The following is a 20,257-nucleotide window of genomic DNA, read 5'->3' as shown; positions in this document are numbered from 1 at the left end:
AAATTTACATAAACTTCTTGCCATTACAAAATGCAAATTATTGTACTGGATAACTATCATCCCAATCCTTCACAAGAGGCTCTCCTAATTTTCCTTGCGATTTTGCAACCATCATAGACACTGTAGCATCACCAGTAACGTTAATAACGGTTCTACACATATCTAGAGGTCTATCCACGGCAAAGATTAATGCAAGACCCGCTTCTGGAATCCCTGCGTACCCTAATACACCAACAAGCATTACCATACCTGCTCCAGGTACAGCTGCAGAGCCTATAGATGCCAATGTAGCCGTAGCAATAATGCCTAGTTGTGTTCCTAATGATAAGTCCATACCGAAAGCTTGGGCAATGAAAACTGCAGCTACGGCTTGATATAAACTGGTACCATCCATGTTAATAGTAGCTCCAATAGGAAGTACAAAACTCGATACCTTTTCATCTACTCCTAAGTGTTCGGTAACTCTTTCCATCGTTACAGGGAGTGTTGCTGCACTACTACTTGTAGAAAATGCTAAGAGTTGTGCCGGTGCAATACCATTTAAAAAGAACCCAGGTGTTTTCTTTGTAAACACCCAAACCATTAATAAATAAACACCTACCATTAATAAGAGTCCGATCACTACTGAAATAGCATACATCCCTAATGCAGCAAATAAGTCTGGACTGGGGGCTTCTACTACCAGCGCAGCCAATAAGGCAAAAACACCATAAGGTGCGGCGAGCATAATTAAGTCCACCATCTTTAGTATGACTTCATTCACGCCGTCAAAGAAATCTTTGACTGTTTTTCCTTTCTCTTCTGGTATCAATATCAATCCAATACCAAAAAATACGGCAAAGAAAATAACTTGTAACATATTACGATTGCTCGATGCGGCATCAAAAATATTTTCTGGAACTAAATCAATTAGCGCCTGCAAGGGTCCTGCTTCTTTTTGTTTTTGAGCGTCCATCCGTTTGGCTTCTGCATCCCCACCGTAGGCCTCCACTAACTCATTACGGGTATCTTCATTAATAGTTGCACCTGGCTTAATCAAGCTAACAACACCTAAACCTATCGAAACAGCAATTAATGTAGTGATCACATAGGTAACAATAGTTCGCACACCCATTTGTGACAGACTAGAAATATCTTTTAAGTCTGAAATTCCTTTTATTAAGGCCGCTAATATTAATGGAATCGCGATAAGTTTTAAGGAGCGAATAAACATAGTCCCAAATGGTTTTATCCAATCACCTATAAAATCTGCACCCCAAGTGAAGTTGGTTAATATAAGAGCAAAAGCAACTCCTAAACCCATTCCTATTAAAATCTGCCAGTGTAATGCTAATTTTTTCATCTATCTGTATCTGTTATTTATCAAAATATTCTTGCATCTTTATCAGCCTGTTGGCTAACCAATAGTCTGTAACCACAAGTGCTGCCATAGCTTCTACAATAGGCACCGCTCTTGGCACCACACAAGGATCGTGACGTCCTTTTCCTTGCATCGCTACTTTGTTTCCTTGATTATCTATCGTTTCTTGAGACTGCATAATGGTGGCTACGGGCTTAAACGCTACATCAAAATAGATGTCCTCTCCATTACTTATCCCTCCTTGAATTCCTCCGCTATGATTGGTTTTTGTACTCTCATCTTCATTAAAAAGATCGTTATGTTGGCTGCCTTTCATTTGGGTTCCTTCAAACCCACTTCCATATTGAAATCCTTTTACCGCATTTATAGACAACATCGCTTTCCCAAGCTCAGCGTGAAGTTTATCAAAAACCGGTTCGCCAAGTCCTACTGGACATCCTTCAATAACACAACGTATTACACCGCCCACAGTATCGCCTTCTTTTCGTATTTGCTTGATGTAATTTTCCATTTCTACAGCCATCGCTGCATCTGCAGTACGTACGGGGTTTTTTTCTATTTCTGAAAAGTCAAGGTCTTGGTATCTCTTATTCAATTGTAAACTTCCCACGCTCAAAACATAGGCTGTTATTTTTACATCTTTTAAAAGTTGTTTTGCAATGGCTCCTGCAACTACCCTAGAGGCAGTCTCTCTTGCAGAAGAACGTCCACCTCCGCGATAATCTCTAACACCATATTTTTTATCATAGGTATAGTCTGCATGTGAAGGCCTATATTGATCCTTTATATGACCATAATCTTTAGATTTCTGATTGGTGTTTTCTATCAAAAAACCAATAGGGGTTCCCGTAGTTACTCCCTCAAAAATTCCGCTTAAGAACCGAACTTCATCTTCTTCTTTTCGCTGTGTAACAATGGCAGATTGTCCAGGTTTACGGCGCTGCATTTCAGCTTGAACTGCTTCTAGATTTATGGCCAAACCCGCCGGGCATCCGTCAATAACACCACCAATAGCAGTCCCGTGAGACTCGCCAAAAGTGGTCAATTTAAAAATATTTCCGAAGCTATTACCTGCCATACTGTGCTTATCCTTGATTTTTGTTGCGTAACAATATTATAAAATTATATACAGTTGCGCATCCTTTAATTCATTTAATTTGGGAATCTTATATTTGTAAAAAACACCCCACAATGAAGCTCACCTATTTACTTACAATTATCCTTACCATTACTTTTATTTCATGTAAAACAGACGACCCATCCTCAGATGATACGCAACAAACTCCAAATGAGTACTTTCCATTAGCAGCAGACTCGCATTGGACCTATAATAATCAAAATGAAGAGGCTGGAACTTCACGCGATTCAGTATATGTCGCGGGGAACCAAATGCAAAGTGGGCTTCTTTACACAAACCTGGATGCGACACTACCTGCGAGCGCTTTTATGTCACAATTTTTAACTAATAATATTGTCCGAACGACAGATACACAGTTGATTATTGATGGTTCTCTGGGCGCTCCAATAGAAGGATTGCCAGATATCACCTTGCCTTTGAGCGATATGAAATTGTACGATACAGAAGTAGACATAGCCATCGATCCAATTCTAGGGTTCAGTTCTGGAAGTGTGATTCAGGATATTATGGAAATCCCTATTGTCATCAGTTACGGCATCACAAGTGCGATGCTAGAAACTCCAAATACATCTACAGAATCTGACTCTCAAGTAGCCTCAGAGCTGCGAGTAAATATGGAGATAATTGCTATGATTTCGGTAGGTCCAGTGACTATTCCCGTTACAATCATGGAATCTCAAGATGTGTTGATTGCGACTAATATTTACACGGACGGCATAGGGCTAACAAATTCTGAAGTTCTTATAGAATTTACCCTTGAAGATCTTAGCGGCTTGGGTATAGAGCTTCCTTTTCCAGAAAGCGGTTCTACGGGCAGTTCACAAACTATTGATACCTATTTTATTGGGGGCTAATCAAAGCTTGTCTTAAAATTGTTACTGGATGCAGCGCTTCACGACCGGTACCATCCTTAATTTGATGGCGACAACTCGTGCCATTTGCAGCAATTAAAATAGTGGAAGTAGTCTTATTGATTGCCGGGAACAATCGCTGTCCCCCTATTTTCATACTAATGTCGTAGTGTTCTTTTTCATAACCAAAACTTCCTGCCATCCCGCAGCAGCCGGCGTTTATGATGGTTGGCGAATAATGCTTCGGAAAGTTTAAAACATCAAACGTATGCTTCGTGTTGCTCAATGCCTTTTGATGACAATGCACATGGACCTTAATCGTTTTTTTCGCTTCGGAAAATTGCTCGGTTTTTATATGCCCCTTTTGCATCTCACCCGCTAAGAACTCCTCTATCAAATAGGTGTTTTCTGAAATCACCTTAGCTCCATCTATGTCTTCTGCTAAGCGAAGGTATTCATCTCTAAAACCTAAAATAGCCGACGGCTCAATCCCAACCAAAGGCACTTTATTTGAAACCATCTTTTTCAACTCCAAAATATTCTTGTCAATCTCAAGCTTCGCTTCATCAAGAAAACCTTTTGAAATAAGTGCTCGGGCGCTATCCAATTCTGTGATAACTTTTAATTTATAACCTAATCCCGTCAAGAGTTCAAAAGTGTCTCTCGCAATCGTAACGTCTTGGTAATTAGAAAACTCATCAACAAAAAGAATGACATTAAAATCACATATCCTCTCTTGGTTTACAATTATTTGAGATAGTTTACCGAAAGCTTTATTTGAATACTTAGGAATGCTTCGATTCACGTGAACACTGCTCCATTTTTTAGCTAATCCAGAAGTTAATGCTCCGCCAAGAACGGCATTTGCTAACCTTGGGAATCGTGACGCTTTTTTAGCATATTGAGAACTAAACCCAAATAACTTTGAAGCCCGAGAAGGTTTATTTGATTTGTTGTATTGATATAGAAATTCTGTTTTAGCACTCGCCATATCTACATTACTAGGGCATTCACTCGCACAAGCTTTGCAGCTTATACATAAATCAAAAACATCTTTTAATGCTGCGGAATCAAATGCATTTGTGCTTTTTGGATTACTTAAAGCCTCCCGCAACACATTTGCTCTTCCCCGCGTCGTGTCCTTTTCATCCTTTGTGGCGTGATAACTTGGGCACATAACCCCTGTAGCTTTTTCTGTCTTTCTACAATCACCACTTCCATTGCATTTTTCAGCAAGTCGCAATAAACCTTCAGAATCACTAAAGTCCATTTTTGTTAGCACTTCTTTGATTTCTGAGTCTGGAACATAGCGCATCTGCTCGTCCATAGAATATGCAGCTACAATCTTCCCCGGATTAAAAATATTGTTTGGATCAAATGTAGATTTAATGTGTTTAAACAGTTGGTAGTTTTTCTCACCCACGAGCAATGGGACAAACTCACCACGAACGATACCGTCACCGTGTTCGCCAGAAAATGAACCTTGATATTTTTTAACTAAATGGGCCACGTCTGTTGTGATCTTTCTAAAATAAGCCACATCCTCTCCCTTTTTTAAATTAAGAATAGGACGCAAATGCAACTCTCCAGCACCCGCGTGGGCGTAGTATACTGCCTCCTGGTTATAGCGTGTCATTATTGCGGTAAAATCTTTTATATAGGCTGGCAAATCTTCTACAGTAACCGCTGTATCTTCTATGCACGCCACCGCCTTTCTATCGCCTATCATATTGCCTAATAGGCCAAGTCCGGCCTTACGTAGCCCCATCGCCATCTCTATTTCATTCTCTTTTAAAATAGGCAGCGCATAAGCAAGATTACTTTTTTTGAGACTTTCTACTAATGCGATTGCTTGTTGCGCCACATCTTCTTCACTTGTACCTTTTAGTTCAAGCAGGAGTATAGCCTTTGGGTTTCCCTTAACGAAGAACCGATAAGGATCATATTTCTTATTAGCCCTGGTGCAATTTAAAATGGTATCATCTAACATTTCGCAGGCATATAAATTATGCTCCATGGTCACTACAACGTCCAGCATACAGGTATTAACAGCGTCATAGTGCGCCGCAATCATCCGTTCAAAAGTAGGAGGCAACGCATCTAGTTGTAAAGTGATTTCTGTTGTAAAAGCAAGGGTTCCTTCGCTACCAGCCAATAATTTACATAGATTTAGTGGGGCATTCCCGCCAAAGGCTTTTGCGCTTAGCAGAGCATCCAACGCATATCCCGTATTTCTTCGATGAATTTCTGGCTTAGGAAACTGTTGCAGTATTTCTGCTGCTATCGCTGGATTTGAAAGACTCGCATGGATCGTTCTATAGACCGTACCTTCTAATGAATTATTATTTATTATTTCTGAAATTTCATTCTCATTCACATTTCCGAAGTAGGCCTCTTCCCCATTTGACAACACTGTTTTTAAAGAAATTACTTTATCACGTGTGACACCATATTTTATGCTTGTAGTTCCACTAGAATTATTACCTACCATCCCTCCTATCATACATCTATTTGAGGTAGAAGTATTGGGCCCAAAGAATAACCCATGCGGTTTTAGGAAGGCATTCAATTCATCGCGAATCACTCCTGGCTGCACCGTTACCGTCTTGTTTGCTTTATCAAAAGAGAGCGTCTTTGTGAAGTATTTTGAAACGTCCACAATTACCCCATCACCTACGCATTGCCCCGCAAGAGATGTTCCGGCAGTTCTCGGGACTAATGATGTTTGATTTTCTGTTGCAAATGTAATTAGTTGCTGGATGCCCTTTACAGACTTTGGGAAAGCGACTGCCTGCGGAATCCTTCTATACACAGAAGCGTCTGTAGCGTAGAGCATCTTATGTAATTCATCAAACTGAAAATCACCATCAAAGATTTCTTTAAAAGCTGTTAAAATTTGAGAGGTCATAAAGGCATATTCTAAGGTATAAAAATAACTAAAAGATATGATTAATATTATGAAATATTTAATAGATACTCAACAATAAGCGGGTAGTCCAACGTATATATTTTTGGTCTAACTTTAATATATTCTATGATGAAAAAATTAGCAGTAATTTGATTCGTTTTATTTGATTTTGTTTTACAGGCTGAAGCCTAAGAGATTTCTAAAAATGCCATCGGAATCCGAATAGGAGATAATGATGGCTTCGTGACAAATATTAATTATCAACTTAGATTGACGGACAACAACAGGCTAGAATTTGGTTTGCAATTTAATGGAATATAAATGTTAGTGTACTCAAAGCAACTGGACATATAAATAGGTATGGAACATAGATGGTGGTTTTAACCGGTACGCAGATGCGGGTGGTGGTTTAGGCTCTGTAAATTTTGACGACAACGATTTTCCTGACAATGATATTTTCCCATATGCTGCAGGTACTGTGTGGATAGAATATAATTTTGATTTTCCCTTACTACTCCCGCTTGACGTTAGACCAGAATTTGGTTTTGGAGATTTTAGAGATGATTTATATTTTGACCTAGCATTGGGAACAAGGTATCAGTTTGATTAAAGAAGCCCTCCATTAAAAAATAAAACCACCTTCTCGCAACGAGAAGGCGCTTTTTCTTTACTGTTTTTTTGCTATTTCACCAAACTTACTTGGACAGCTTGTTTGTAGATTTCCTCATAAAAAGGTACAATATTATCTGTATCAAACCGTGCAGCCGCTTTTTTTGCTTGCTTCTTAAATTCTTGTAAAGTAACATCATTATTTAATATACTGATAGCATTTTTAGCCATATCATCAATATCACCCACATTACTTAGGTAACCACTCACTCCGTGCGTATTTACTTCAGAAAGACCTCCCGCATTAGAAGATATTACTGGTACTCCACAAGCCATAGCCTCAAGGGCTGCCAAACCAAAACTTTCTTTTTCTGAAGGCAACAAAAACAAGTCTGTGAAGCATAATATTTTATTAACTTCATTGCTGTTACCAAGAAAAACAACCTTTTCTGTTAGGCCTAAACTATCTACTAGTTCTTGCGCAGGCTCTCGCTCTGGTCCTTCTCCAACAATCAATAATTTAGAAGGAATCTCTTCCTGTATTTTAGCGAACACCTTCACAATATCAAGGATTCTTTTTACGGGTCTTAAATTACTAACATGGGTTATTATACGTTCTCCAGGCAATGCCATATGGTCACGCTGGCAATCTGTGTAGGTGTTCTCATGTTTTTTCATGTCAATGAAGTTTGGGACTACATCAATCTCATTATTGATAGAAAAAAGGCGGAGGGTATCTTTTTTTAAACTTTCAGAAACAGAGGTTACCTTATCACTGTTATTAATGCTAAAGGTGACTGCTGGCTTATAGTGTGGATGATTACCCACAAGTGTAATATCTGTCCCGTGCAGCGTCGTTACCATTGGGATTATAATGCCTTCATCTTCTAACATCTTTTTTGCCATATATCCAGCATATGCGTGCGGAATGGCATAATGCACGTGCATCATATCTATCCCGTAATATCGCACCATATCAACTAGTTTACTTGATAAGGCCAACTCATAAGGTTGGTACTTAAACAAAGGGTATTGCGGCACTTGTACCTCGTGAAAATAAATATTAGGACTAAGAAGATCTAATCGGACGGGTTGCTTATAGGTTATAAAATGAACTTCATGACCTCTCTCTGCCAAGGCGACACCAAGCTCTGTAGCTACTACTCCACTCCCACCAAATGTAGGATAACATACCATTGCTATTTTCATAAACTGCTAATCCGCTGCGGGATAATTTTTAATACTTTACATTAATTGCTTCGTAAATTGCTTCTTGAATATTACTCCGTAGGTTGCTCTCTATTAGTTTTCTGTTCTCCGCATCAGGATAGGTACGGTTACTCATAAAAACATAGATAAGGTCTTGATCAGGATCTGCCCAAGTAAAGGTACCGGTAAATCCGCTATGCCCAAAACTATTCATAGATACACATCCGCATGTTGGACCCACATCTCCTAGTTGTGGTTTGTCGAAACCAACGCCTCGCCTTACATTATCACCACAAAAATAACAGGTGTTAAATGCATCTATCGTTTCTGGTTTAAAATACTGTTTGTCACCATATGTCCCTTTCCATAAATACATCTGCATAATTTTCGCCACATCGTTTGCAGTACTAAAAAGACCAGCGTGGCCTCCTACACCACCCAGCATAGCTGTCCCTTGATCGTTTACATAGCCATGAACAACTTGTTGTCTAAAGTATGTGTCATATTCCGTTGGGACAATGTCAATCTTAGTAAACTTATCTAGGGGTAAATAGGTTGTATTGTTTGCTCCTAAAGGTTCATATATATTTCGCTGCACTAAAACCTCTAAAGGAGTTCCGTAAAATTCTTCTACGTATTTCTTAAGTAGATAATATGGTAAGTCACTATATTTATAGCCCTTACTTTCCCGCAGTTCACTTTCCTTTATAAACCTGTATATCGAGTCTTTGTACTCGCGCTTCATAAAAAGATTTTTCGCTACTAGGATTGTAAAATCTTCCTGTTTATTTTCTCGAAACCACTTGGCAGAAGGTTTCTTGGTAACACTATCCATCGTCTTAATGTAAAACGGTATCCATGCCTTAAGTCTTGCTGTATGCGTTAGCATTTCTTTTAATGTGATATTGGCCTTGTCAGTACCTCGATATTCTGGGAGCATTTCTTTTAACTTGGTATCCATATTGATCACACCGCGGTCAAAGAGGTCCATAATCATTGGTAAAGTTGCTAAAATTTTAGTCAAAGAAGCAACGTCATATAGATCGTTACTTTTTACTGTGTTCTTTTGAGATTGCGTGTGATAACCAAAATTCTTATCATATACTACCTTTCCGTTTCTGGCTACAATTATTTGCATTCCTGGCGTCATTCCTCCCCATAGCCCCACTCTTGCCAGTGAATCAATTTTATAAAACTTATAGCTACTCATCCCTACACTTTCTGCAGTACCGTATTGTAGGCGTTTCAATAGTCTGGTATCTACTCCAGATCCTACTGGAATTGCGCTGCCTATACTTACAGGCAATCTCCCTTTTGCCTGGCGTGCCCCAAAAATAATCTGTGCGGACAACGATTGTGCGACATCACTATTTTGATACGAAACTACTACTGTCTCAATTTCGGAAATGTTTTGGATTTGTAACAAGGCATATGGACTCGTAAACACATCTAATATCACTTTGTTATTTGCTGCGATTTTCTGTAACCATTGCAACTCATTAGTAGAAAAAGTATAACTTTTCCAAGGGTTGTCGTTGCTTTTGTGAAAACCAATAATCACTTGATCGTAGCCTTTTAGTTTTTTCAACATAGACGAGATGTCATTTGCTTTAACGTGGTCTATTTTGTCATATTTCCGAAGTGCATCTAAGAATGGCTTCCCATCCGCATCGCCAAAATTTACATAGGCAAATTTCTTATTTTGCAAATCTGTAATAGGTAAAAGAACGCTATCATTTTTCACCACAGTAATCGCTGACTCCATTGCCTTTTCATACAGCGCATCGTCTGCAGCCGCATTTAAACTAGGCACCAAACCATAAGGACTTACTGGTTGATACCTGTGTAATCCGGCTTTAAACTTGGCAAAAAGAATCTTCTTCACCGAGTGCGCTAATCGTGCTTCTGTAATCACTTCTTCACGATAGGCATTGACCAAAAGTGCATGCGCTTTCGGAATATCTTCGGAAATAAGAAGGACATCATTACCCGCCATAAAAGCAGCGAGATCTATCTCTCCTGGAGCACTAAAGTTTGCCGCGCCCTTCATATTTAAGGCATCTGTAAAAATAAGCCCATTAAAGCCCAACTGCCCTTTGAGCATGTCTGTCACTATATATTTTGAAATGCTAGAAGGATAACCTTCGCGGCTTTCTAGGCTAGGAATATTTAGGTGTGCCACCATAATACTGCTGAGCCCTTCGTTGATCAATTTTCGGTAAGGATAGAGCTCGACACTGTCTATACGTGCTTTAGAAAAAGCAACGGTAGGAAGCGTTTTATGCGAATCTTGGTCGGTGTCACCATGACCTGGAAAGTGCTTTGCATTTGCTAAGACACCAGCGCGTTGCATCCCTTTCATAAAAGCCAAAGCTTTCTCGCTTACGTTTACCATGTCCTCTCCAAAAGAGCGATTCCCGATAATTGGATTTTTAGGATTGGTATTAATATCTACCACGGGTGCAAAATTAATATGCATTCCCATCCTTCTGGTATGTAAACCGATACGATGTCCTACTTCTTCTACAATCTTATTATCCTGTATGGCGCCTAATGTCATGTTCCAAGGAAAGGCGTATGTAGAGTCTAGCCGCATAGCCAACCCCCATTCTGCGTCCATAGCAATCATCAGTGGATATTTCGCTTCGTTCTGAAATTCGTTATTTAGCTCAGCCTGTCGCACAGGACCTCCTTTTGAGAAGATGATGCCGCCTATGTGTTGTTCTCGTATGAGTTTTTTAATCTTATTCGTTTTTTCTACAGGATCACTAGAAAAAACATCTACCATAAAAAGTTGTCCCACCTTTTCTTGTAATGACATTTCTCCATAGATACTATCCACCCATTTTTGCTGGTAGGGAAGGCTGTTTTTTACAATTAATGGATTTGCCTGTTGTGCAAACATGGCAATTGTGGAAAGTAGGAATAGTGCGAGGGCAAAAAGTTTTTTCATTGAATACAACTGGAATATAAGATGACAACGAAGAAATGCAATTTTTAGTGAGTCACATCCTTAATATAATGCGTATTTCTTTCGTATTTGTAAGGTACAAAAACTATGCTAAAAACCTGTTATGCCAACTCTCTGATGCTGGTACTTCCCAATTTTCTTCATACTCGATTTTTGTGTTTACCAAGTTGTTGAAAACCACGGTATTCTTAGAGACAGACCTGTTCTTTGCCATTTTTCTAAAATCTGTCAAAGTCTTGTGGGCAATAAAATCACCGTTATAAAATGTAACATTCATTTTATCCATGAGGTCAAGATCAAATTCTTTTTCTAGTTCTTGAATAAAGTGAACGGATGCATCTATACTACAACCAGATGCCGAGGCATTTGATTGATTGAGACCGAAAACTATAAAACGACTGTGCTTTATCTCAAAGCCAGCTTCTAGGTTTGCACCGTGAGCAGTCCATTGGGTTAAGAAAACCTTAGTTTTTTCTTCCATAGCCGACACCTCTTCTTCCGAGAACTTTCGGTTAGACTGGTAAATCCAGATTCTTGAATCGTCAGGAAGGTTTGAGAAATCAACTAGCATATTTGGAAAAAGTTAAACGTTGATGGTTAAATGTTAATTGGGGTATTGGTTTTAATTTTATTCTCTGGCTGAACATGTGTAATTTCTATTCTAATTTAGAAAAAACAAGTTAAAGATCCTGCGCAGATGCAATCATCTCTGCCACATCCATTACTTCAATTTCGCCTTCTTTGTTTTCTCCTTTTACTCCATCTGTCATCATCGTGTTACAGAATGGGCATCCTGCTGCGATAATTTCTGGCTTTACTTCAACGGCTTCTTGTGTGCGCTCTATGTTAATTTCTTTTGTTCCTGGTTCTGCTTCTTTAAACATTTGTGCGCCGCCTGCTCCGCAACATAATCCTTTAGATTTGCATCGTTTCATTTCTACAAGCTCTACTTCTAGTTTTCGAAGTAACTCTCTTGGTGCTTCATATTCGCCATTGGCACGACCTAGGTAACACGGATCGTGAAAAGTAATGCGCTTGCCCTTAAACTTACCACCTTCAACTTTTAGACGCCCTTCATTCATTAAAGATTTTAAGAACTGCGTATGGTGCATTACTTCGTAATTTCCACCTAATTCTGGATACTCATTTTTGATCGTATTAAAGCAATGCGGGCACGCCGTTACAACTTTTTTTACTTCATAAGCATTCATCACTTCAATATTGGTGGCCGCTTGCATCTGGAATAAAAACTCATTACCAGCACGTTTTGCCGGATCACCTGTACAGCTTTCCTCTGTTCCTAATACGGCGAAATCTACACCTGCATTATGTAATAATTTTACAAATGCTTTTGTAATCTTCTTTGCTCTGTCGTCAAAACTACCAGCACAGCCTACCCAGAATAAGACTTCTGGTTGCTTGCCTTGTGCCGTATACTCGGCCATTGTTGGGACTTTTATTGTTTCTTCCATATTGAAATATTAAAAATGGATGCTCTATTTTACTATTATTCCTCAAACACTTGAATAGTCACTTCTTTATCTATTAGTTCAGTGAACTTTCCTTTATACCGTGTTGCTTTTACTAGATGGTTATCTACCCAATGATAATTTCCGCCGCGAGGCTTCCCCATTAATAGGCTATGAAATTTAAATCCATGTTTATTTAACCAATCTGTAGTTACTTTTCTGTGGTCTTCTGTTCTAGAAGTAAAAAAGCAAATAAGGTGTCCTTGATCATACCAATTATTTAAGGTCTTTAAGGCATCAGGAAAAGGCTCACAAGTTGCCATGCGTTCTGGCTCTTCATTAGGCACATCTTCAGTTACAGTACCATCAATGTCAATAAGGTAGTTTTTCACTCCTTCTGGTAATACTGGACTCACCGTTTCTCCTGCTTCTACTTTTGCATGCAATAAGTCTTCTGCTTCTTCTTTATTCATAAGTTGGTTTTCTTTTCATTCCCTTTAAAAAGAGAATCTTACTATTATTTAAAAATTCTAGTCTTATTCTCAATTTCTTATCACCACACAGGCACAAAGGACACGGAGGTAAATACTATCCATTAACACATACCGCTAATATTACTCCTTAGCCCAGTTCAATCTATCTTGTTGATTAAATGGCCAAGGTGCTCCGTTGTTCTCAATGTTTGTCATAGTTCCATTGAGTTCGTTTGGTGCGGCACTTTGCTCCATTACTAAGTATTGTCTCATTTCCATAATGATAGAAAGAGGATCAATACTTACGGGGCAAGCTTCTACGCAGGCGTTGCAACTTGTACAAGCCCAAAGCTCCTCATTTGTAATGTAGTCGCCTAATAACTGTTTGCCGTCTGGCACAAAAACGCCTTTATTAGCGTCTATGTTCTTCCCTACTTCTTCTAGACGGTCACGGGTATCCATCATTATTTTTCGTGGGGATAATTTTTTACCTGTAATATTTGCAGGGCATTCACTAGTGCAACGTCCACACTCGGTGCAGGTGTAGGCATTTAATAATTGAATTTGTGTCAAATCCATCACATCACTCGCACCAAACTTTGCCGGAGTCTCTTCTGCTTCTTCTTCTGGGGGAGAAGCAAATGGATCTACATTGGGATCCATCATCATCATAACTTCTTTGGTAACGGCTTTGTTGTTTTTAAAATGTCCTTGGGGTGTTACCCTTCCGAAGTATACATTAGGGAAAGCCAGCATAATATGTAGATGCTTTGAGAAATATAGGTAGTTCAAGAAAATTAAGATCCCTACAATGTGAATCCACCAAGCGGTGCGCTCTATAATATGCAAGGTACCCTCAGATGTTCCTGAAAACCAACTTGCAATGTGTTGAGATACGATGTTCCCACTATCAATTTGCTGAAAAGGGACATCTGTTGCGTTCATTACTAGAAATAGGCCCATTAGGACCATTTCAAAATAGAGAATAAAGTTACCGTCATTTTTAGGCCAACCTGTCATTTCCTTAGACATAAAGCGTTTCAACTTTATCACATTTCGGCGTATCCAAAAAACAACAACGGCGGCAAATACTAAAACCGCGAGAATTTCAAAAGTACCCAGGAGCACTCCATAAAAGCTTCCTAAAAAAGTTGAGAAAATACGATGAGTGCCAAAAAGACCATCGATGATGATCTCTAATACTTCTATGTTAATGATAATAAAACCTAGGTACACGACAATGTGCATCGCCCCAGATACTGGCCGTACTACCATTTTAGATTGTCCTATTGCGATACGACCTACGTTAGCCAGTCGCTCTCCTTTATTAGATACAGACACGGGAATACCGAGTTTAATGTTTCTAATTACTTTTCTTATGTTGAAGGAGAAGTAACCAATCCCTGCTAAGAGGACCAGCAAAAAGATAATATTAGGAATGTACTGCATAGATTATTTGTTAGGATCTTCTGGCTCTTCAAATCCCTTGTCACGCTTTCCAAATAATGAGAAATGCACATAACGCTTGGGATTCAATTTCATATCTTTTAATAATTCTTCTAGTTGCTTAGACGCACCTTCTAGGTTATCGTACATCTTTTCATCTTTAAGCAATTTACCGATGCTTCCTTCTCCATTATCTATACTTGTTACGATTGCATTAAGCCTAGAAATAACTTCTTCCATCTGCCGAACAATCTGGCCTGTGTTTATTTGGGCTAAAGAATCTGAGAGCTTTGCAAAGTTTTTTGTAGTAATGTCTAGGTTTGTAATAGTAGAACTTAGCTTTTCTTTATTTGCATCAAGTAGCTCATCCATATTTTTAGATATAGATTTGAAATACTTAGTTGTGGTGTTTAAAGTTGCTAATGTTTCTTCTAAGTTCACTCGCGTTCGTGGATTTAGCACCTCTGTAAATGCCAATAATAGTGTGTCTACAGTCGCTAGTGTCGTGTTTACCTTATCCTCTAATGGGCCAAGACGCGAAGTTACCATATCTAACATCCCTTTTTCTACCTGTCCTGGAAGTGTGTCACCAGATTTTACTGGAGCACCACTATAATCGGGATAAACACCTAGAGACTTTCCGCCTATAATTCCACTACTATAAATAAGCACAAGACTTTTATCAGAAAACACAAAATCATTCTCCACTGTAAACTCAACCAAGAGCCCTCCTTTATTATCTTCAAATTCAATACTCGTTACCTTACCTACAACTAGTCCGTTGATAGTAACAGGAGCAGATTTAGCAAGTCCTTCTACATTGCTATATTTCACAAAAAAGGTTCTGTGTTTTTCAAGAAGATTTGTCCCTTGAAGATAGCTATATCCAAATATGAATAATAATATCGTTCCAATGGCAAGAATTCCCGTTTTTACTTCTCTTGATAATTTCAATTTAATGTGTTTTAATGAAGCAAATTTAGGCATTAATCAGAAACAAGGCGGGTTATTTATCCTCGGTTTTTAGAACTTTAGAAAGATTTAACTTTTTTCCGTCCTTATAAGCGACGACAAAGCAAGTGGAATAGCCCTTTTCTTTAGCCAAGGTTTGTAGTAATTGAATCACATTATAATCTGAAGTATTTCCGTAGTAATACTTATAGAGCGCTCCTACTTGAACCCGATCTACACCCTTTAGACCTTTAAAGTTTTCAGGCTTCGTCTCAAGCTTATTCCCAGAAGCGGCAATCTGCACTCTAAAATTAATGTCCCTGTATACTTTTTTCTCTGAAACCTTAATCGCTTCATCAATCTCCTGCTCTGTAATTGCTGGGTTCTTAAAATCATTAGTGGCCAACTCAAGATTCTTCTTATAACTCATAATCCCGTTTGCAATCTGCTCTGCCATTTCCTTTCTCCCCTTCTTACTGTTCACATACTTGCCTTCTGTGTTGTTTGTTAAGAAACCTAATTCTATCAAAACACTTGGCATATAACTGCTATGTAGCACCCAGAATGGTGCTTGTTTCACATTTCTATTCTTACGTTTTAAGTTGTTTACAATGTTATTTTGTACAAGTCCAGCAAGCATAATACTTTGATCAAGGTATTCTTCTTGCATAATAGTGAGCCCTATTAAGGACTCTGGAGAATTAGGATCAAAACCTGCATAAGTCTCTTCATAGTTATCTTCAAGAAAAATAACTTCATTTTCTTTTTTTGCGGTTTCAAGATTTTTTCCAGATTTATCAAGTCCCATTACAAAGGTTCCCACTCCATAAGCTTGGGTATGATGTGAGTCACAATGTATGGATACAAAAATATCTGCATCTACTTCATTTGCTACTGGCCCACGTTCATTTAGTTTTATAAAGACATCTGTCTTTCTTGTATAGATTACTTTAAATCCTGGCTGCGTTTCAAGAATCTTACCTACTTGCAGCGTCACATCTAAAACAATATCTTTTTCGTAATAGCCATTTCCGAGATTGCCTGGATCTGTACCACCGTGACCTGCATCGAGTACTACAATAAAAGGATTTTGCTGTACTGCTGAAATGCTATCGCTTCTAGATACGTCTTTAATTGTAAATGCAGACAACGCAATTGATACGGCAAGTACTAAAGTGAGTAAGAGTTTCGTTTTCATAGGGATGTAACGGAAGTTATGAATCATATATTTTAAATTGAACTCGTTTAAAATTTTTAAAAGCTATGCGAAAAATTATTGTTAATTTTGAACTTTCAAAAACTAAGCCAAGAACGGCGTATTATGACGTTTTATTGATTATACAAAGAAACTGAATTAATACGAGGCTCAGAAAATTTCGGAAATAATATTTATGCTGAATTAGCTTCAGTAAAAGTGCCTAAAACACTAAAACCCATTGCAGACAATTAAGCAATTCTATTTTATATTATTCGTGTTCCTGCAGCTAGGTAGCGGGACCCTTTACGCGCAAGATCCTGCTCCAAAGTACATTCTCAATTTACCTGCTGAAGAAAAGACAAGCCCACGACAAGTTCCTTCAAATACAAAAACAACTCCTGAAACTCCTGCTAAAATAAAATCAGATACCATACGCCCTCCTAAAGAAGACTTGAAGCACATTTTAGACTATTATGGCGAGGACTATGTCTATCTCGATAAAAAAAATAACCGCGCTTATATGTATAATAAAGCGTACATTATTTACGGTGATACGCGCATAGATGCCGGTGAGATTATTCTAGACTATAACACAAATGAAATTTATGCTAGAGGGATAGACAGCGCAGGCGTCTATATGCAAAAGCCCGTTTTTGTACAAGGAGCAAATGAAGTACGCCCAGATTCTTTGCGTTTTAATAATATTACAGAGAGGGCTATCATCTATAATTCACGCACACAACAAAGTGGTTTTAACGTGATCGCAGAAATCACTAAAAAACAAAATGACTCTGTTATCTTTCTAAAGAACGTAAAATTTACTACCTCAGAAAATGTGGATGATCCAGAGTATTACTTCTTCACACGTAGGGCAAAGTTTGTCCCTGGAAAGAAGGTAGTCACTGGTTTTACAAATATGTATATCGCAGATGTCCCTACACCTATTGCACTGCCATTTGCTTATTTCCCGATGTCTGAAGATCGCGCTTCAGGTTTTATTTTACCTTCTGTGGGCGATAACCGTCGTGGATTTTCTTTTCAGAACGGTGGGTATTATTTTGCGATAAATGATTATTTAGACCTCACAATGCTGGGTGATTACTATACCAATGGTAGCTATGGGCTGCGAGCAGAAACCAATTACGCGCTTCGGTATAAGTTTAGTGGGAACCTTAGTTTACGGTATGAAAACATTGTGGAAAGCGAGCGTGGCTTCCCAGATTTTAGCCAAAGTGCTATCTACAACATACGATGGGACCACAGACAAGATCCTAAAGTGAATCCTACTTCTCGATTTTCTGCCAATGTGAATTTAGGGAGTAGCCGTTATTTTAGGCAATCACAGAATCAAACGAACAACGCCAGTGCCTTAGTAAACACCTTGAGTTCTTCTGTTTCTTATTCAAAAACATTTGAAGTAGAACCGCAAGTCAATATAAGTGTTGCTGCTACACACTCCCAGAATACGCAGACCCAAGCTATTAATATGTCATTGCCTAACTTTAATGGGAGTGTGGCGCGTATGTATCCTTTTGCCCCTAGGGTAGGAACCAAGAAAGGTATTATCGATAATATAAATGTACAATACAACGTCACTGCAGAAAACAGAATAAGTACCGTTGACTCCTTATTCTTTAAACCAGAAATGTTTAAAAATGCACAAGTAGGTGTTAGACATAGCATTCCTGTGGCTACAAATTTTAAAATTCTAGAATATTTAAGTGCTTCTATGAGTACTAATTATCAAGAGACATGGTTGTTAAAAACTATAAGAAGGCGTTTTGACCAGCAAGCAGAAGAAGGAATAGGTGCAGTAATACAGGACACCGTTCCTGGCTTTGACAGTTATAGAACGTATAACTTTTCTACGAGCCTTGGGACAACAGTGTATGGGACATTTAATTTTGGAGAAGATAAAAAAATACAAGGGATTCGTCACGTAGTCAGACCTTCTGTAAGTTATAATATTAACCCAGCCTTTGATCGCTATTATGAAGAATATGATGTAACTACACCTGCAACAGCAGATGAAGCTGCCTCCTCAGAGTCAGTGCAATACTCGAGGTTTGAGAATACACTCTATGGCGCACCAAGTCGTGTTTTTAGTAGCAATATAGGATTTTCTTTAAGTAATACACTAGAGGCTAAAGTCACTTCAAGAGACACTACCGTTACAGAGCCTAAAAAAATCACCATACTTAACAATCTTAATTTTGCTACAGCGTACAATATTGCTGGTGATTCTTTAAAGATAAGTCCGCTAACTATCAGCGGAGCAATCCCCATAATCGATAAGCTGGGTGTAAACTTTAGAGGTACTTTAAATCCGTATGCTTTAGATAACAACAACACACCTATTGATGTTTTTAATATTAATAATGGTGGAAGCTTGTTTAGATTAACGGGTGCCAACATAAGTCTTAACTATAATTTTTCTAGTAGGGATTTAAAGGGCAGGAACGAAGACGATGCCCGTTTAGATAACGACACATTTAGAAACGGAGGTAGACAGGATGATCTCTTTGGAGATTCTACCAGCCAGGTTGACGGTGATATTTTTGAATCTGAAAACCAATCTGAATACGAAAATAAAGATTTTTACAACTTTAGTATCCCTTGGGATTTACGCTTGGCATACACCATGACCTATAGTAATACTAGACGCCAGAGTGAGATCTCATCTCAGTCTTTGATGTTTAGTTCTAATCTAGATTTATCGCCTAGATGGCGCGTAGGGGTTTCTTCTGGTTATGATTTTAAGAACAAAGGCGTGACCTTAACGCAGTTTCGATTTCAGCGGGATTTAGAGAGTTGGCAGATGAGTTTTAATTGGACACCCATAGGAAGCATCAATACTTCTTGGTTTTTCTTTGTTGGGATAAAGAGTAGTATATTGAGCGATATCAAATATGATAAGCGTAGGATTCCAGATAGGAACTTGTAAGTATTACTTCGGAAATTTTCTGTTTAATTTTAATTTTGGTTATTAGTATTCAGCCGAAGTGGCATTAAAAACTTTTTTTGAGAATCTAGATATTTTGATTGTTTTTTTCCTGAAATGTAAAGAACAATGTCACACTGATTGCAATTGAAGTACTTAATGCGTACTAATGATAAAATTTTAGACTCTTTCTAATAATAGAGCGTTAACGATGCGTCTCTATTAATCAACCGGTCTAAGACAGGCTCAGACTAATATTAGGCACTGATAATAAAAATATACTATGAAAAAAATAATTACAACTCCAAACGCTCCTGCTCCTATTGGTCCTTACAATCAAGCGGTCCTCAATGGCGACATGCTCTATACTTCTGGACAGATTGCAATAGATCCAAAAACTGGTGAACTCTTTAAAGGGGACATTGAAGACGAAACAAAGCTAGTGATGGAAAACCTTAAAGCAGTTTTAGATGCCGCAGATATGACATTTGAAAACGTATTAAAAGCAACCATCTTTATAAAAGATATGGAGCAATTTGCTAATATCAATTCTGTTTACGGAATCTACTTTAGTGATGATACTGCTCCTGCCCGGGAAACGGTGGAAGTAGCAAACTTGCCAAAATACGTGAATGTTGAGATTTCTGTGATAGCGAGCAGGTAATGTTTAGTAGTTAGTAGTTAGTAGTTGAAAAATAATTTTTCAGAATATATAGTATCCCTTTATTTCCTA

At 38.4% G+C, this 20,257-nt stretch carries 14 protein-coding genes; 3 read left to right on the top strand and 11 right to left on the bottom strand.

Annotated features, from left to right (window positions below):
- Nucleotides 1-37: 37 nt before the first annotated feature.
- Nucleotides 38-1,342, bottom strand: coding sequence for a dicarboxylate/amino acid:cation symporter (locus ABXT71_RS10085; RefSeq protein ID WP_415371189.1), 1,305 nt, complete (start codon nucleotides 1,340-1,342; stop codon nucleotides 38-40).
- Between the two features lie 13 nt (nucleotides 1,343-1,355).
- Nucleotides 1,356-2,438 (bottom strand): chorismate synthase, encoded by a 1,083-nt coding sequence (gene aroC / locus ABXT71_RS10080; RefSeq protein ID WP_415371188.1) that lies wholly within the window; start codon nucleotides 2,436-2,438, stop codon nucleotides 1,356-1,358.
- Nucleotides 2,439-2,551: 113 nt separating this feature from the next.
- Between aroC and ABXT71_RS10075 the strand changes: the two genes are divergently transcribed.
- A complete protein-coding gene (locus ABXT71_RS10075) occupies nucleotides 2,552-3,352 on the top strand; it encodes a hypothetical protein (protein WP_415371187.1) in 801 nt (266 codons plus the stop codon).
- On the opposite strand, the gene ABXT71_RS10070 is transcribed toward ABXT71_RS10075, so the two are convergent.
- From ABXT71_RS10070 to ABXT71_RS10030, 9 genes are all read right to left on the bottom strand, one after another.
- On the bottom strand, nucleotides 3,339-6,257 hold the full coding sequence (locus ABXT71_RS10070) for an FAD-binding and (Fe-S)-binding domain-containing protein (protein WP_415371186.1): 2,919 nt from the start codon (nucleotides 6,255-6,257) through the stop codon (nucleotides 3,339-3,341). The two genes, ABXT71_RS10075 and ABXT71_RS10070, sit on opposite strands and share 14 nt — an antisense overlap.
- Nucleotides 6,258-6,938: 681 nt before the next feature.
- Nucleotides 6,939-8,075: an N-acetyl-alpha-D-glucosaminyl L-malate synthase BshA gene (gene bshA / locus ABXT71_RS10065; protein WP_415371185.1), complete on the bottom strand. Its 1,137-nt coding sequence runs from the start codon at nucleotides 8,073-8,075 to the stop codon at nucleotides 6,939-6,941.
- A 28-nt stretch (nucleotides 8,076-8,103) separates the two neighbouring features.
- Complete coding sequence (locus ABXT71_RS10060; RefSeq protein WP_415371184.1) at nucleotides 8,104-11,028, bottom strand: glycoside hydrolase family 3 N-terminal domain-containing protein; 2,925 nt, start codon at nucleotides 11,026-11,028, stop codon at nucleotides 8,104-8,106.
- Between the two features lie 103 nt (nucleotides 11,029-11,131).
- On the bottom strand, nucleotides 11,132-11,617 hold the full coding sequence (locus ABXT71_RS10055; protein ID WP_415371183.1) for an ABC transporter ATPase: 486 nt from the start codon (nucleotides 11,615-11,617) through the stop codon (nucleotides 11,132-11,134).
- 109 nt (nucleotides 11,618-11,726) lie between these two features.
- Nucleotides 11,727-12,518: a (Fe-S)-binding protein gene (locus tag ABXT71_RS10050; protein ID WP_415371182.1), complete on the bottom strand. Its 792-nt coding sequence runs from the start codon at nucleotides 12,516-12,518 to the stop codon at nucleotides 11,727-11,729.
- Between the two features lie 35 nt (nucleotides 12,519-12,553).
- Nucleotides 12,554-12,988, bottom strand: coding sequence for a phosphoheptose isomerase (locus ABXT71_RS10045; RefSeq protein WP_415371181.1), 435 nt, complete (start codon nucleotides 12,986-12,988; stop codon nucleotides 12,554-12,556).
- Nucleotides 12,989-13,129: 141 nt separating this feature from the next.
- Nucleotides 13,130-14,437: a 4Fe-4S dicluster domain-containing protein gene (locus tag ABXT71_RS10040; protein ID WP_415371180.1), complete on the bottom strand. Its 1,308-nt coding sequence runs from the start codon at nucleotides 14,435-14,437 to the stop codon at nucleotides 13,130-13,132.
- 3 nt (nucleotides 14,438-14,440) lie between these two features.
- Nucleotides 14,441-15,388: an MlaD family protein gene (locus ABXT71_RS10035; RefSeq protein ID WP_415371179.1), complete on the bottom strand. Its 948-nt coding sequence runs from the start codon at nucleotides 15,386-15,388 to the stop codon at nucleotides 14,441-14,443.
- A 52-nt stretch (nucleotides 15,389-15,440) separates the two neighbouring features.
- The gene (locus ABXT71_RS10030; RefSeq protein ID WP_415371178.1) at nucleotides 15,441-16,583 is read right to left on the bottom strand and encodes an N-acetylmuramoyl-L-alanine amidase family protein; all 1,143 of its coding nucleotides are present in this window, start codon (nucleotides 16,581-16,583) and stop codon (nucleotides 15,441-15,443) included.
- A 238-nt stretch (nucleotides 16,584-16,821) separates the two neighbouring features.
- Between ABXT71_RS10030 and ABXT71_RS10025 the strand changes: the two genes are divergently transcribed.
- Nucleotides 16,822-19,527 carry a putative LPS assembly protein LptD gene (locus ABXT71_RS10025; RefSeq protein ID WP_415371177.1) on the top strand — a complete coding sequence of 902 codons (2,706 nt, stop codon included), beginning with the start codon at nucleotides 16,822-16,824 and terminating at the stop codon, nucleotides 19,525-19,527.
- Between the two features lie 280 nt (nucleotides 19,528-19,807).
- On the top strand, nucleotides 19,808-20,188 hold the full coding sequence (locus ABXT71_RS10020) for a RidA family protein (protein WP_415371176.1): 381 nt from the start codon (nucleotides 19,808-19,810) through the stop codon (nucleotides 20,186-20,188).
- The last annotated feature ends 69 nt before the right edge of the window (nucleotides 20,189-20,257 follow it).

It is taken from the genome of Patiriisocius sp. Uisw_047 (assembly GCF_047730165.1).
Classification (GTDB): domain Bacteria; phylum Bacteroidota; class Bacteroidia; order Flavobacteriales; family Flavobacteriaceae; genus Patiriisocius.
This window is presented reverse-complemented; position numbering and strand designations above follow the sequence as displayed.